Source organism: Micromonospora sp. S4605 (assembly GCF_003176715.1).
Classification (GTDB): Bacteria; Actinomycetota; Actinomycetes; order Mycobacteriales; family Micromonosporaceae; genus Micromonospora; species Micromonospora echinaurantiaca.
Window position 1 is genome coordinate 109,036 of sequence record NZ_QGSW01000115.1, and the last position, 14,599, is coordinate 123,634.

Annotated in this window: 11 protein-coding genes and 1 pseudogene; 2 read left to right on the forward strand and 10 right to left on the reverse strand. The window is 72.3% G+C overall.

Going from position 1 to position 14,599, the window contains the following annotated elements; translation table 11 throughout:
- Positions 1-205: 205 nt before the first annotated feature.
- Together DLJ47_RS07680 and DLJ47_RS07685 are read right to left on the reverse strand one after the other, a co-directional pair.
- Positions 206-763, reverse strand: a complete 558-nt coding sequence (locus DLJ47_RS07680) for a hypothetical protein (RefSeq protein ID WP_146228048.1) — start codon at positions 761-763, stop codon at positions 206-208.
- Positions 764-835: 72 nt separating this feature from the next.
- The gene (locus DLJ47_RS07685) at positions 836-2,035 is read right to left on the reverse strand and encodes a Cmx/CmrA family chloramphenicol efflux MFS transporter (protein ID WP_109899356.1); all 1,200 of its coding nucleotides are present in this window, start codon (positions 2,033-2,035) and stop codon (positions 836-838) included.
- Between the two features lie 298 nt (positions 2,036-2,333).
- Here DLJ47_RS07685 and DLJ47_RS07690 point away from each other — a divergent pair, with 298 nt between their 5' ends.
- Complete coding sequence (locus DLJ47_RS07690; RefSeq protein ID WP_109899357.1) at positions 2,334-2,936, forward strand: hypothetical protein; 603 nt, start codon at positions 2,334-2,336, stop codon at positions 2,934-2,936.
- Between the two features lie 22 nt (positions 2,937-2,958).
- Here the strand turns inward: DLJ47_RS07690 and DLJ47_RS07695 are convergent, their stop codons facing one another.
- A complete protein-coding gene (locus DLJ47_RS07695; RefSeq protein ID WP_233257705.1) occupies positions 2,959-3,309 on the reverse strand; it encodes a DUF1801 domain-containing protein in 351 nt (116 codons plus the stop codon).
- A 144-nt stretch (positions 3,310-3,453) separates the two neighbouring features.
- The gene (locus DLJ47_RS07700) at positions 3,454-4,443 is read right to left on the reverse strand and encodes a helix-turn-helix transcriptional regulator (RefSeq protein ID WP_109899358.1); all 990 of its coding nucleotides are present in this window, start codon (positions 4,441-4,443) and stop codon (positions 3,454-3,456) included.
- Positions 4,444-4,736: 293 nt separating this feature from the next.
- On the opposite strand from DLJ47_RS07700, the gene DLJ47_RS07705 reads away from it, so the two are divergent.
- On the forward strand, positions 4,737-8,345 hold the full coding sequence (locus tag DLJ47_RS07705) for a S8 family serine peptidase (protein ID WP_158289797.1): 3,609 nt from the start codon (positions 4,737-4,739) through the stop codon (positions 8,343-8,345).
- 130 nt (positions 8,346-8,475) lie between these two features.
- On the opposite strand, the gene DLJ47_RS07710 is transcribed toward DLJ47_RS07705, so the two are convergent.
- From DLJ47_RS07710 to DLJ47_RS07735, 6 genes and pseudogenes are all read right to left on the reverse strand, one after another.
- Positions 8,476-8,949 carry a DUF4190 domain-containing protein gene (locus tag DLJ47_RS07710; protein WP_109899360.1) on the reverse strand — a complete coding sequence of 158 codons (474 nt, stop codon included), beginning with the start codon at positions 8,947-8,949 and terminating at the stop codon, positions 8,476-8,478.
- Positions 8,946-9,350, reverse strand: a complete 405-nt coding sequence (locus DLJ47_RS07715; protein ID WP_109899361.1) for a hypothetical protein — start codon at positions 9,348-9,350, stop codon at positions 8,946-8,948. The genes DLJ47_RS07710 and DLJ47_RS07715 overlap by 4 nt, the downstream gene beginning before the upstream one ends.
- Positions 9,347-11,830, reverse strand: coding sequence for an AAA family ATPase (locus tag DLJ47_RS07720; protein ID WP_109899362.1), 2,484 nt, complete (start codon positions 11,828-11,830; stop codon positions 9,347-9,349). The genes DLJ47_RS07715 and DLJ47_RS07720 overlap by 4 nt, the downstream gene beginning before the upstream one ends.
- A 153-nt stretch (positions 11,831-11,983) precedes the next feature.
- Positions 11,984-12,907 carry a hypothetical protein gene (locus DLJ47_RS07725; protein ID WP_146228049.1) on the reverse strand — a complete coding sequence of 308 codons (924 nt, stop codon included), beginning with the start codon at positions 12,905-12,907 and terminating at the stop codon, positions 11,984-11,986.
- 34 nt (positions 12,908-12,941) lie between these two features.
- Entirely contained in the window at positions 12,942-13,763 is an 822-nt protein-coding gene (locus DLJ47_RS07730) for a ribonuclease HI (protein WP_109899364.1), read from the reverse strand.
- Between the two features lie 30 nt (positions 13,764-13,793).
- Positions 13,794-14,599 (reverse strand): annotated as a pseudogene (locus DLJ47_RS07735) (hypothetical protein); the annotation flags it as partial.

The following is a 14,599-nucleotide window of genomic DNA, read 5'->3' on the forward strand; positions in this document are numbered from 1 at the left end:
TCCTTGCGGCACCGGCCCCCACTGACTCCCGTCGCAGGCCGCGCCGCGTCACGGGCCGCCACTGACGCCCTTGGGCGGAGCCGCGCAGCGGGCCGTCGCTGACGCCCGGTGCGCGAGGCCACCACTGGCCGCCGGACAGCGTCGGGGGCGTGTCCTGCCAAGGCTTCGGCAGGACACGCCCCCGCCTGGCGATCCTCAGTGTGCGTCAGTCGAGACCGGCGCACTGGCCGGTGGCCTGCCCCTGCACCGTGTTGGCCGCACCGAGGTTGATCGGCGCCGGCGAGTTGCCGGTGCAGGCGAGCGGGCCGCGCACCGTGCTGTCGGCGATGATCGGCTCGACCGTTCCGGTGCCGCCGGTCAGCACGGCCGGCCCGTGGATCTCGGTGTCCACGATGGCGGCGCTGCCCGTCGTACCGGTGACGCTCACCGGCCCGCGCACGGTGCTGTGGTAGAGGTGCACCGCCGCCGCATTCGACGCCGACACCGGGCCGGATATCGACGAGTCGATGGCGAGCAGCGTGGCACCCGGGCGGACCGTGACCGGCCCGGAGACGGTCGCCCCGATCAGGCAGGTGACGCCGGTGACCGTCAGCGGCCCGTTGTGCCGGTTCGCGACGGTCGTGGTGCAGGTCCGGAGCAGCTGGTCGAAGCGGGCCCGGGCCACCGCGAAGCTCGGCGCCCAACTGATCCTGGTCTGCAACTGGGCGTTTAACTGGGGCAGCTGCACCTCACAGGCCGCTTCGAATCCCGATCCGCTGGTCACGCCGGGTACCATGCCTGCTCCGGACGGCGGTCGGCATGCGATGCCGACTCGGCCTACCGAGGTCCTACTCCATCAGGCGTTCGCGTGGGTCGTCGCATCGCCTCGCTGGCGCGGGGGTGCGACGAGTCTCCGGAGCGGCAGGGCGATGAGCAGGGCGACCGCGACCAGGAGGCCGCTGACCCACACCGGGCCGAGGTTTCCAGCGCCGTCCCCGAGGGTCGCTGCCGCGACGACGGGGCCGCCTGCGGCACCGATGTTGAGCGCGGCGGTCGCATACGATCCGCCCATGGTGGGTGCGCCGGCTGCCTCGTAGAGCACCCTGGCGATCAACGTGCTGCCCACCGCGAAGGAGAGCGTGCCCTGCACGAACACGAGGGACAGAAGCGCCACCGGCTGGGCGGCCAGGGTCGCCATCGCGACCCAGCCGAGCAGCAGCGAGGGACCGCCGATTGCGATCACCATGCCGGGACGCTGATCGGAGAGCCGTCCCGCGACGCTCACGCCGACGAAGGACCCGATCCCGAAGAGCACCAGCACGACCGAGACCCACAGCGCGCCCAGGTCGGCCGTGCCGGTCACGATGGGTGCCAGGAAGGTGAACGTGGCGAAGGTGGCGGCGTTGACGAGGGCGCCGAGCAGCATGACCAGGGCCAGCCTGGGCATCCCGAGTTGGGCGATCTCGCCCCGCAGCGATGAACCGGCCGGAGTGCCCCGAGGGGTCTGTCCGGCACGTGCCGGGATGCCCCTCACCACGCCGATGGCGGCGGGAAGGCAGAGCAGCGCGACCGCCCAGAAGGTTGCCCGCCAGCTGAGCACCGTGCCGAGCAGCGCACCGCCGGGAACTCCTGCGATGGTGGCCACCGTCGTACCCGAGAGCAGCACCGCCAGCGCGCGCCCTTTCTGGTCGGTGGCGACGAGCGTGGCCGCCGTGCTCAGCGCCACCGCCAGGAAGCCCGCGTTGGCCAGGGCGGCGATCACCCGGGTGACGAGCAGGACCGCGAAACTCGTCGTGCTGGCGCCCACGACGTGGGCCACGGCGAAGGCCAGCACGAAGCCCAGCAGGCTGGCCCGGGCAGGCCACCAGCGTGCCAGCGCCGCCATCAGCGGCGCGCCGACGATCATCCCGACAGCGAACGCCGAGGTCAGGAGCCCGGCGGCACCGACCGACACGTCAAAGCTTGCGGCGATGTCCGGCACCAGGCCGGCGAGCATGAACTCCGAGGTGCCCATGGCGAAGACCGCCACGGCAAGCAGGTAGAGCGGCAGAGGCATCAGGAACTCCGTGGTGAGAGAGAACGAGGAAACGTCTCGTCACCGCGGCCAGCGCCCATGGGTGCACGCAGATGTCCCAGACAGCGAAGACTGCTGGGAGGCGAACGAGGGAACTCAGTGGTTCAGGGGGCTGACGGCGTGACCGAAAGCCCCCACCGTGGCTGCCTCAGGGCTCGACATGGCGCACACCCTACTCAAGCCCACCGCTCGTCACGCAACTGGATTCGGTGTCGTCGCCCTGTTGCCGCGAAGAAACGAGGGTCTGCGCCAGATCGATCGCGTCACGTATCGTCGCCCGATGGCCCTGCGGTTCCTGGCGCAGCTCCGTCCCGTGATCGTCGTGGGCGGGCAGGCGCTCGCCTGGCTGCTGCTCGCCCTCGACGCCCGGCGGGAATGGAGCGCGGGCGGGCTCGTCGTGCTCGTCCTGCTGCTCGGCGCGCTCGCCGCCATACCGGCGGCGTTCGCCGGCTCGCCAAGATTCCGGCTGACCGCCCTGGCGACACAGACCATCGGGGCCGGCGTCATCGCGCTGGCCCTGCACGACACGCCCGACAAGCGGGCCCTGTGGGCGTACGCCGTGGCGGCTCTCGCGGCGGTGGCGCTGCCGCCCGGCCGGCCGGCGCTCGGCCGGCCGACCGTGATCGGGCTGGGGTTGGCCCTCGTGCTCACCATCGGCGTGTCGGCTCCCGCGCTGGCGTGGGGTGGCACGCAGCCGGACGCGGTGGTGTGCCTGCGGTCGGGCGAGCCCGCCTGGAACCTGGTGCGGGAGAGCCACCGTTTCGATCCGAATCGCGTCATCGCCGGCTTCGGGCACGACGGGCCGCAGGCGGCGTGCCTGGAGGTGCTGTTCGATCCCGGTGCCACCACCGACGACGCCGCCGACGTCGTACGCCGCTACTGACGCCCGGAAGTGTCGGGTAGCGCTATGCCCGGACCCAGCGGTTCACCAGGGACACTACAGCTGCCTGCTGGGACTGGATGGTCTCCAGGTCGGGGAAGGTAACGACGCCCCGGTCGGGTGCCAGCCAGGTCACCAGCCCGGTGGAATCGTGGAAGGTGAAATCGGCAACGTCCGATCGGACCTTCGCGCCGCGGTGGAAGATGAGTTGCAGGCGATCAGCGGGGCGAAGCCGGAAGGTGACGCGGTCATCTCCGTTGTATCGGAAGCTCGGGGCGTTCCACTTCACATGCTCCGAGATGTCAGCGTTCGACGCCAGGATTGCCGATCTCAACTCCTCGACACCGGCTCTCAGCGGGTGATCGAGAGTGGCCATGAACGCGTCAACCTCGCCAGACCTGTTCGGCACCTGCCACGTCCTTCCGAATGTCCGCGAAGAATGAAAGATCATCAGTCTGACACCTTTGGCTGCCATCAGTCTGTTTCGGCCCGCACCTCGCATCGAACTGGCGTCGCGCGTTCAGGCCCAGCCCTCCTGAGCCAGCCGGATGCCCAACTGGAGACGGTTGTGGACGCCGTACGCCTGCATGATTGCCTGCACCCGACGCTGCGTCGTCCGTTCCGCGAGGTTGAGCTGGCGCCCGATCGCCTTGTCGGTCAGGCCGGCGACCAGCAGCCGCACCACGTTCTGCTCCAGCGGATCCAGCCGCGGCCCGGTCCGCAGCGACCCGGGCGTCGGGCCGGCGACGAGCGGGGTGGCCTGCTGCCAGAGCGTCTCGAAGAGCAGGTGCAGCGAGTCCAACAGGGACGAGGGGTGGATGACGGCGGCGGCGGTGATCGCCTCCGGTGCCGTCTCCAACGGCAGCATCGCGATGCGGCGGTCACCGATCACCATCTTCAGCGGCAGCCCCGGGATCACCCGGGCGACCTCCCCGGCGGCGACCAGGCCACGAATCGCCTCGTACTTGCCGGGAGTCTCCAGCGCGCTCCGGTCGTAGAGGCAGCGATAGCTGGTCACTCCCTCGGTCAGTAGTTGGGTCTCCAGCGGGTTGCCCAGGTGCTCCGCCGCGTACGGTGGGGTGTCGATGATGAGGACTTCCGTCGTGGAGGTCCGCTGGATCTGCTCGAAGCGTTGCAGGGTCGCCTGCCGCCCCACCACGACCTCGATGATCCCGGCCGGCACCGTGGCACGTCCGGCCCGCCGCCACCGCTCGGTCAGCTCACCGGCGAGGGCCCGGGCCTTCGCGATCTCCTGCTCGCGTACCCGGCTCAGGTTGTCGAGCGCGACGTCGGGGGCGACCGCGGCGTGCCGGACCGGGTGCCCCGCCAGCGTGGTGACCAGCCCTTTCGCCTCCAGCGAGGTGAGGACGGCGGCCGGGGAGTCACCCGACGTGGACCGCCAGTCTTCACCGACGTCATCGGCGGTCGCGGCGGGTCGGTCGACCAGCAGCAGATACATTGCGCACTCGTCCGCCGACAGACCCAGGGCGCGCAGGTCCACCTCCACCATCCCTTCGTGGCGTGTTCCCGTCGTTGGCAGGAGTACGCCACCGCGGATGCTAGCGGCCCGTGCGACACCGCTGCGATGATCCTCGGACTCGCAAGGGTCGTACCTGCACGAGGGGGATGCGGATGCCACGGGGTCTGTTCGGTGTGGCCGGAGCGGGGCGCACCTGGACGAGAGCGTTCACGGTGGCCGTGGCCGCGAGCGTCGTGGCGGGCGTGGTTGCGCCACCGCTGGCTGCCGCCCACGACCCGGCGGCGTCCGTCGGTCCGGCACCGTCGTCGGGCACCGTCACCACGGTGGGCACAGTCGTGCTGATCACCGGCGATCGGGTCGCGGTGGCCCGGGACCGGGACGGCAGCTACCTGGCGACGCTGCTGCCCGGCGACGACGGGACCCGTGCCAACGTCACGGTGGTGCGGCACGACGCGGATGTGTACGTCATTCCGACGGAGGCCCAGTCGTACATCGCGGCCGGCTCCCTCGACCGCGAGCTGTTCAACGTCACCGGCCTGCTCGGCGTGCCGTCCGGGCAGGACGCTGTGCCCCTCATCGTCGAGTACGACGAGGGCCCCGGCGTCGGAACCCTGGCGAGCCGCCGGCCGCCGGCGCACAGTAAGCGGACGGCTGCCCTGGAGAGCATCGACGCGCTGGCGGTCACGGTCTCCACCGCGGAGGCGGCCCGGTTCTGGTCCGGGATCAAGCGCACCCTGCCCACGGGCACGCAACGCTCGACCGGCGGGATCAGCAAGGTCTGGCTCGACCCGGTGCTCAAGCCTGACCTGGCCGAGAGCGTGCGCCAGATCGGCGCGCCGACAGCGTGGACGGCCGGCTTCGACGGCACCGGAGCGCGGGTGGCGGTGCTCGACACGGGATACGACCCGACACACCCAGACCTGGCCGGACAGGTCGTGCGCTCTGCCGACTTCAGCGGCACCGGGATCACCGACGGGCACGGCCACGGCACCCACGTGGCGTCCACGGTGGCGGGCACCGGCGCGGCCTCCGGTGGCAGGTACGTCGGGGTCGCACCCGGAGCCGACCTGCTGGTCGGCAAGGTGATGACCAACGAAGGCTCGGGCATGGGCTCGTGGCTGATCGATGGCATGGAGTGGGCGGTGGCCAACGGGGCCACCGTGGTCAACATGAGCCTCTCCACCGAGGTCACCGACGGCACCGACCCGATGAGCCAGGCGGTCAACGAGCTGAGTGCAAGCTCCGACACCCTGTTCGTCGCGACATCCGGCAACACCGGACCGGACGAGCTGACGGCACGGGCGCCGGGCAACGCGGACGCGGCATTGTCGGTCGCCGCCGTGGACAGGTCCGATTCGCCCGCCTCCTTCTCGAGCCGGGGCCCCCGGGCCGGCGACTACGCGGTCAAGCCCGACATCGCCGGCCCGGGGGTCGGCATCGTGGCCGCCCGGGCCGAAGGCACCACCCTGGGCACCCCGGTCGGGGAGCGGTACGTGACGGCCTCCGGCACCTCGATGGCCGCCCCGCACGTGGCCGGAGCGGCGGCGATCGTGAAGCAGCGCCACCCGGAATGGGATGGTGAGCAGATCAAGGCCACTTTGATGGGCTCGTCGGCGAGTGTCGCCGGAGCGAGCGTGTACGACGTCGGTGCCGGCCGTGTGGATGTCGCCCGCGCGGTGGCCCAACCGGTCACGGCCAGCCCGGGCTCGGTCAGCTTCGGCAGGTACGCCTGGTCCGAGGAGGACCGGGACGACGTCACCAGGACGATCGTCTACCGCAACTCCGGCGACCGGGCGCTCACCCTGGGTCTGACCATCGAGGCCGCCACGACCACCGGCGCACCCGCCCCGGCGGGCATGTTCACCACGGACGCCTCGACCGTGACGGTACCGGCCGGCGGAAGCGCCGAGGTCCGGCTGACCCTGGACCCCGACCTGGGCGACACCGGGCTGTACGGCGGCCAGGTCCGGGCCACCGCCGAGGACGGCACGACGGTGCACACCAGCCTCGGGGTGTTCAAGGAGCCCAGGATGGTTGAGCTGGTCGTCGAGGGCATCGCCCAGGACGGCTCGGCGGCCGCCGGCGGTAGCTCGGTCGACCTGTGGAACCTGGACACCGGCCGGTGGACCAGCGGAATCTTCGGCGGCAAGGGCGGCGCCGGACCGGCGGTCTTCTCCGTCCCAGTCGGAACCTACAGCCTGACGAGCTTCCTCTGGACGATGGACGACGCCGGGGCGTTCGGCCGGGAGATCGCCATGGTCAGCAAACCGGAGATCACCCTGACCGAGGACACCCGCATCGTGCTCGACGGGCGCACCGGACAGCGGCTGGATCCGGTGACCCCGCAGCCCAGTGAGGCCCGCCAGATCACGATCGGCTACCACCGCGCCTCGGGGCGGCACAGCTTCGCCGTGCACTACCTGTTGGACAGATACGTGGATGCCGCGTACGCCACGGAGACCGAGCCCGTGACGCGCGGCGAGTTCGAGCTCTCCTCCCACTGGGAGCTGTACGCGCCGGAGTTCACCATGAAGCTGGCCGGTGTGCCCGCGACGCTGGAGGCGGAGTACAGCATCGGGTCGCCACGGATCGACGGGCGCCGGACCTATGATCTGGTCGACGCCGGACGGGCAACGCCGCAGGACGTCGCCGGGCGCGACCTGAGCGGCAAGCTGGCGGTCATCGAGCGCTCCGACGCCGTCAGCGTCGCCGAGCAGGTCCGCACGGTCGGCGACGCGGGTGCGGCGGCGGCGATCGTCTACCACGACCGGCCGGGCTTCCTGCTGGCGGCCGTGCCGACCACCTCGCCGATCCCGTCGTTCACCATCGAGCAGGCACCGGGCCGGGACCTGCTGACCCGACTCTCGGCCGGTCCCGCCAAGCTTCAGATCGCCGGTACCCCGGACAGCCCGTACGTCTACGACCTGTTCCCCTACCACACCGGCCACGTCCCGGCGGCGATCGATCGGACGGTCGAGCACCTGTCGCTGGCCCGGACGGCGGCGAGCTACCACGCCTCGGGCGCGCCGCAGCGCGGCGCGGAGGTGCTGTTCCCGCGCCGGCCGTACGACAGCTTCGTCCTGCGGAGGGCGCAGGAAATCGCGGTCCCGTCGGCGCGGACCGAGTGGGCCAGCCCGGGTGACGTGGTGTGGCGCCCGATGACCTGGCACACCGTGAGCCAGGACGGCGGCCTGATCGGGTCACCCCGGTCCTACACTGCCGGCCAGAAGCGCACCGAGGACTGGTTCCGCCCGGTCGTGCGGCCCGGCGTCCCAGCGGTCGGTGACGAGGACGACGCGCGGTGGGGCATCCCCGGCTACCGCAGCGGTGACCAGTTCACCATCCAGATCCGCAGCCTGCTGGACAGCGGCGAGCACTACTCCGAGCGGGCCGGTGACTCGGAGTCCCGGCTCTACCGCGACGGCGAGCTCGTGGCCGAGCGGGGCGGCCTGGAGGGCACCTGGCCAGCGTCGGCCGAGCACGCCCGGTACCGCCTCGAACTCGACGTACGCCAGTCCGAGCCCTGGTGGCAGCACTCCACCAGCAGCCACACGGCGTGGGGATTCACGTCCAGCCGTCCGGCCGGCGGCCAGCAGCTGCTGGATCTGCTGCAAATCGACTACGACGTGCCGACTGATCTCAACGGCGACGTCGCGGCCGGCGAACCCACCGAGGTCGGCCTACGCGTCTACCCCCAGGCCCGCCGAGACCAACCAGCGGACGTGTCGCTACGGGTGTGGGCCTCCCACGACGCGGGCGGGACGTGGCGGGAGGTCGACAAGGTCAAGGCCGCCGGCGACGGGTCGTTCGTCGCCACCGTCGCGCACCCGAAGGGCGCGGAGACGGTGAGCCTGCGGGTGGTGGCCACCGGCGGCGATGGCGCCTCCATCGACCAGACCGTGATCCGGGCGTTCGGCGTGGCCGGTTCGTAGCCTGTATCGGAGCGCGGCGGTAAGCTGCGGGCGTTCCGGCCAGGCCGGACCGCGGTTGCACCGCCAGGCCGCGCGACGCCCTCGGGACGAAGCATTCGCCACCGACACGAACAGGGCACGCTGGCGACCGTCAGGGGGTGGGTGCCGGGGTGACCGCGCCCAGGGCGCTGCCGAAGAACACCAGGAACGTGAAGGCGATCATCGGGCCGACGAAGACGTAGCCCATGACCAGACCGGCGACCGCCATGCCGTGGCCGGACCTGGTGCCGTCCCGGGTTTCCCGCAGGGCGAGGTGGCCGAGGACGACGGCGAGGATGCACGGCAGGCCGAACAGGCACCAGCCGCCGAGCACGCCGAGGATCCCGAGCACCATCGACGCCGTCGCCATGCCCGAGGTGAGCGGAGGCTGCACCGCCGCCCGCTGCGCCGCCGGCGGGTAATCGCCGGGCCGGTAGGGCGCGACGGAGACCGGCGGATACGGGCCGGGCACACCCGACACCTGGTACGGGCCGGGCACAGCGGACACCGGCGGGTACGGCCCCGGCACGGCGGAGATCGGCGGCTGCGGCTGGTAGGGGTCGTGGCCAGGCTGTGGGTAGGTCATCCTCCGGATTCCGTTCTTCCGTCGAGTCGGGTGAGCAGGGCGCTCACCTCGGTGTGCAGGCGACGAAGTTCCGCAGCGGTGGGTGCCAGCTCGTAGCAGTGGTGGTGCGCGGCGGCGGAGAGCGTCGCCCAGGCGAACGCCACCCGCCGGGCGGTCTCCGTGCCCGGGCCGAGCCGGCCGCGCAGCATCAGCTGCTTGGCGCGGCCCTGCCGGCAGGCGGCCACGGTCGGCTTGACCCGCCGCCAGTAGCTGTCGATGCCGCCTTCGAGGGCGAGCCGGATCAGGCAGGCGCAGGCCCGCGGCCACCAGCCGGCCGTCAGCGCGGCGGCGCCGAGCGCACCGGCGCCGCGCAGCAGTTGGTCGGCCGCCGCCAGGCAGCGCTGTGGGGTCGGCGCGGTCACGACAGCGCCGCCGTGAGCAGGCGGGCGTCCGCGACCAGTCCGGGCAGGTCCGCCAGGTACGCCCCGTGCACGCCCTCCCGGCACGCCTGGTAGGCGTTGACGGCGCGTCGCCCGTGTCGGCGGTTGAGCCAGCCGAGTACGTCACCGCCCCGGTCGGCGTCGTCGAAGGCTGCCAGGGCGACGATGGTGGTGAGCCGCCGGGAGGCCGCCTCGATCGCCTTCTCGATGTCGGCGTGCGGCACGCCCCGCCCGACCCGGGTCCGCCAGATCACCCGGTGGCAGGCGGCCTCGATCGCCGAGCGGCACAGCTCCGCGACCACCGGTCCGCGTACCTCGGCCGCGATCTCCTCGTTGCGGGCCAGCGCGTACGCGTCGTCCAGGTAGCGGGTCACCGGGTCGGAGGCGGTCCGCAGCGTCACCACCGACCGCTCCGCCCGGGTCACCTCGATGATCCGCGCCTTGCCCAGGTCGAGCCGGCGGACCGCGTCCGGCAGGCGGGTGTCGTGGGTGAAGACCACCACCTGCCGCTGCTCGGCCAGCTCCGCGAGCACCCGCGCCAGGCCGTCCACCTTGGCCGGGTCCATGCTCTGTACCGGGTCGTCGACGACGATGAACCGGAACGGGCTCTCCGGCGCGCAGCCGCGCGGCAGGAACGTTGCCAACCCGAGGGCGTGCATCTCGCCCTGACTCATCACCCCGAGCGCGGTGCCGTTGTCGGCGCCGTCGACGCTCACCGGGAACACCACCCGCCGCCGGGTGTTCGTGCCCGCGAGGGTCATCGCACCCAGCTCGACGTTGCTCTCCTGCCGCAGCTGCGCCCAGATCCGCTGCGAGTGCTCGGCGAACGGCGCCACCCGCTCGTTGCGCAGCCGCGCCGCGGTGTCCTTCAGCCAGGCCCGCGCCGCCTTCAACCGCGCAAGCGTCGCCTCCCGCTCCGGCAACCGGCCGGCGGCGTCGACCCAGCCGCGCAGCTCGGCCGCCGCCCGCCGCCAGCCGGTGTCGCGCTGCCGCAGGAACCCCTCGGCGTACGCGCGGGCGGCCCGCGCCGCCGTCACCACCGCCGGGTACCGCGCGGTGAGGTGCGCCGCCAGCTCCGCCGGCTCACCGGGCACGTCCCGCAGCGCGGCCACCGCCTCGCGCAGCGCGTCGAGCGGCGTGTCCGGCAGGTCGCCGTCGGGCACCGTGACGTCGTCGACCAGGTGACGCGCCTGCCGCAGCAGCGCATCCAGCCGGGCGGCCGCGGCCTGCGCGGCGAGACTCCGGTCCCGCAACTGCGCCAGCGACGCGGACGCGGCCGTCTGCCACTGGGCGTCGAGGGTGCCGGCGGCGCAGACCGGGCACGGGCCGTCGCCGGCGTCCTGGTGGTGCTCGATGGCGAGGCGGAGCAGCTCGGCGCTGCGCAGCGCCGCCCGGGACCGCCCGCCGTCGTGCCGCCGGGCCTCGGCGGTGGCCTCCGTCAGCTGGGCGGCGAGCCGGTTCACCTCCTCCGGGGCCGGCAGGGTCAGCTCGACCAGCCGCCGGCACAGCAGCAGCGGCCCGTCGGCGGTGACCTCGTCGGGCTCGTCGCAGATCGCTGTCAACGCCGCGAGATCGACCGCGCCCCGACCGGCGAGCAGCACCCTGGCCCGCCGGGCCCGGTCGTCGGCGATGTCGGCCAGGCTGCCGAGGAGGGCGACGCGCTGCGCGCGTACCTCCTTGATGGCTGCCTCGACGGGCCGGGCGGCGGCCATCAGCCGCTGGTCGGCCTCGGTGATCGCTTCCAAACCGAGGATCGCGGAGATCGCGTCGAAGAGCTGGCTCTGCGTGCCGGCGGTCAGCCGGCCCAGCTCGGCGGCGGTGAGGAACGGCCGGTACAGCTCCAGCGGGCGGGCCAGCCCCAGCTCGGCGAGGTCGACGTGCCGACCCTGGTCGCTGGTGACGGTGACCTCCGCGTCGGCCAGCGCCGCGCCGAGCGGCCACGACCGGGTCACCGTCACCGGCGTCGCCACGCCGTCCACCCGTAGCTCCGCCACGATCCAGCACGGGTCGGGGGAGTGCAGGTTGCGCCACCCCGTACGCCAGACGCTGTTGCGGTCAGCCCACCGCGCGCTGTCACCGGTCAACGCCAGCTCCACCGCCTCGGCGAAGCTCGACTTGCCGGAGCCGTTGCGGCCGACCACCAGCGTGAGGCTCGGACCAGGGTCGATCTGAAGCGTGCGTTCCGGGCCGACGCCGCGGAACCCGGCGACGGTGACCGCGGAGAGCCAGATCTGCTCCTTCGGGCCCTCGTCGACCGAGGGACCCGCGCCGATGCTGGTCTTCTCGCCCCGCAGGGCGGCGGCCAGGTCGGCGTCGCCGCTGAGCGCGGCGAGGACCACCTCGGCGGTGTGGTCGGGCACGTCGTCGTCGGCGAGCCGCTCGAAGATCAGCTCGACCAGGGGTTCGGTACGGGACCTGCCGACGGTCGCCGGTGCGGGGGTGTGCTGGCGGGGAAGCTGCATGGTCGTCTCCAGGCGCGAGGTGTCCGCGGGCCGGTGAACGTGCCGACCCGCCCGGGGGACGGTGGAAGAGGTTTCGGTACGTGGAGCTGATGTCGTGAACGGATCAGTGATGGCCAGGGGGCTGTCGAAGCGTCCTGGGCGCGTTCGGCCAGATCAGCGGGCGGGGCGCCACTCGCCGCAGCGCTCGGAGCTGAACGCGTAGTCCGAGGAACGGATGGTCACCTGCACCCGGCGGGCACTGTTGGTGAAGTAGTTGTCGATGATGCCGCCGGACCTGTTCTGCCGCTCCCAGTAGCAGCCCTCGACGTCCGTGGTCACGTACGTGCCGGGTTTGATCTCCTTGCCCACCCGGAACGTGCCGGACCCGAAGAGCCGCCCCTGCGCCTCCAGGTCGATGTCGCGCTGGCCACGCTTGACCGCCTCACGCCACTTCTTCGCGTACGGATGCTTCGGGCAGAGCATCAGCGACGCATTGATCTCGGGGACCTGCTCGCGGCTGGCGGTAAAGCCGGGCTCGGCGTAGACGTCGTCCGGGTCGACCGCGGCGCAGATCTCGTAGAGCGTCGAGATGTCCTGGTCGTCGTAGCCCGACGTCTTGTACGCGGCCTTCTCGGTGTCGGTGACGATGGCGATCGCGCCTTCGATCTCGCACGAGGTCGCCTTCGCGGGCCACACCGTCGTGAAGTCGGGCCGCCCGTCCGTGCCGGGTGTGATGGTGTGCAGCGAGGAAAAGCCCTGATTGTCCTCACATTCGACGGTGATCGGCGCCTGCTGAGGGACGTTCTTCGGGTCGTCGGGGTAGGGGTCGGTGAGGTCAGGTAGGCCGTCGCCGTCCCGGTCGGCCGGAGGCGTCGGGCTCATCGTGAGGGACGGGCTCGCCGACGGGCTGGCCGACAGTGTCGGCAAGCCCTCGGTGGTTTGCTGGTCCTTGCCGCATCCGGTCAGCATGCCGGTCGTGAGCGCGGCGGTGACCAGCAGGAGGCTGGCGCGCCGTCGAGTGTCCAGTCGGGGACCCGCCCAGGACCGGAACGACGCGGCCGTGGACCGGACGGCCCTGACCTGCTCAGTGGGAGCCATGATGATCTCCAAGGTGCGAAGTCTGCAGGGGCGGTCAGTGGGGGACGGTGGCGTGCCAGTCGCGCAGGAACGCGTCGACCAGGGCGTGCGCCCGGGGGCGTACGTCGAAGGCTTCGCCGATGCGGCGGCGCGCCATGTGCGACAGGGCATCGGCGGCCTCGTTGAGGGCGTGGCCGGAGTGACCCTTCACGTGGGCGAAGGACAGGTCCGGCCGCCGGGCCACCAGCTCGGCGAGCCGCACCAGCGTGGGCTGGGCGGACCACCTGCGCGGCCGCAGGCTGTAGCCGGCGGGCATGGCCTCGGTGTCGCCGGCCTGCCACCGGTGCAGGTACCGCAGGGCGGCCAGGCTGTCCAGCAGCACGGTCAGCCCCGACGGCACCTCCTCGTAAGCGGAGAGCAGGAAGTCGACCGCGCGCAGCTCGTTGATCAGGACCCGCGAGTATCCGGTCGGGTCCAGCCGGCCGGTGCCCCGGCTGCGCAGGCCGTAGTGGCCGTCGCTGACCACGTACCCGATGCCGCCGGCGCGGCCCTTCCAGCTCGCGTCGGTGGCGGCGACCAGCGGCGCGGTCGTTCCCGCCCAGCGGCCGATCCGGCCGCGACCGAGCTGCTGGTCGGTCGGCTGCGTCCGGCAGGCCGAGCCGTGCCGGGCGGCCTGCTGCTCCGCCGCGTCGAGCAGCTGGGTCGCCGAGCCGAACTCGTCGTAGTGCGCGGCGGTGAGGGCGAGGCGCACGGCGTCGCCGATCCGCTGGCAGTCCGCGCAGCGGGTCGCCCGGGCGTAGGCGCGCAGCGCGAGGGCGCGCTCGTGCAGGGGAGTGGGGAGCAGGTCCAGGGCGCGGAGGAACTCATCGGGACGCACGACGCCTCCTGACGTTTGTAGGGGAAGAGGTCAGAGGACCTTGATCGAATCGACCTGGAGCAGCGGGACCGTGGTCTCACCGCCGATCTGGGTGCCGTAGCTGAACGAGCTGAGCACCGTCACGTTCGCGCGGAAGATGTCGTCCTCCACCAGGTTGTCGAGGTCGGCCGCCAGCCCGGTGAGAAGAGTGTTCGTCTCGTAGTCGTACTTGTCGGCCATCCGCCGGTGCGCGACGTCCGCCCGGAAGGTGTCGACGCCCGTCGCGGCGTCGAACTGGGTAACCACGCCATAGACCACGTAGGTCTTGCCGATGTACGCGTCGGGGTTCTTGGCGATCAGCTTCCACTGCCGCTCACTCAACGTCTTGTAGGACGGCGGCTTCGGCTTCGGCGCGGGAGTGGTCTTCGTCGGCGACGGCGCGGCGCTGGTCGGCGCCGCCGTCGTCGGCGCGGCAGTCGTCGGGGTGGCGCTACTGGGAGCCGGGGACGTCGAGGTGTTGGCGATGGCGGCCGGGTCGACGTCCTCGGCGGCGAATGCGCCGATGACCGCACCGGCGGCGAGGGCGATCACGAGGGCGAGGCCGCCGACGGCCCAGGCTCGGGCATTGGAGCGCTTAGGCGACGTGGGGGCGCCGAGCGGGATGGTGACCTGCGGCTCGGCCGCGGCCGAGGACGGCAGGGTGGCGTCGGTCTGCGGGTTCCACGGCGCCATGGGCGGCTCCGGTGCCGGCTGCGGCTGACCGGCAGGCTCGCCAGCCGGCGTCGGGTTGGTCGGATCGGTCACGGCGGTGCTCCTTTGTGAATTGGCGCTGCTGGTGGGCCGGGGAAGAAGTGACG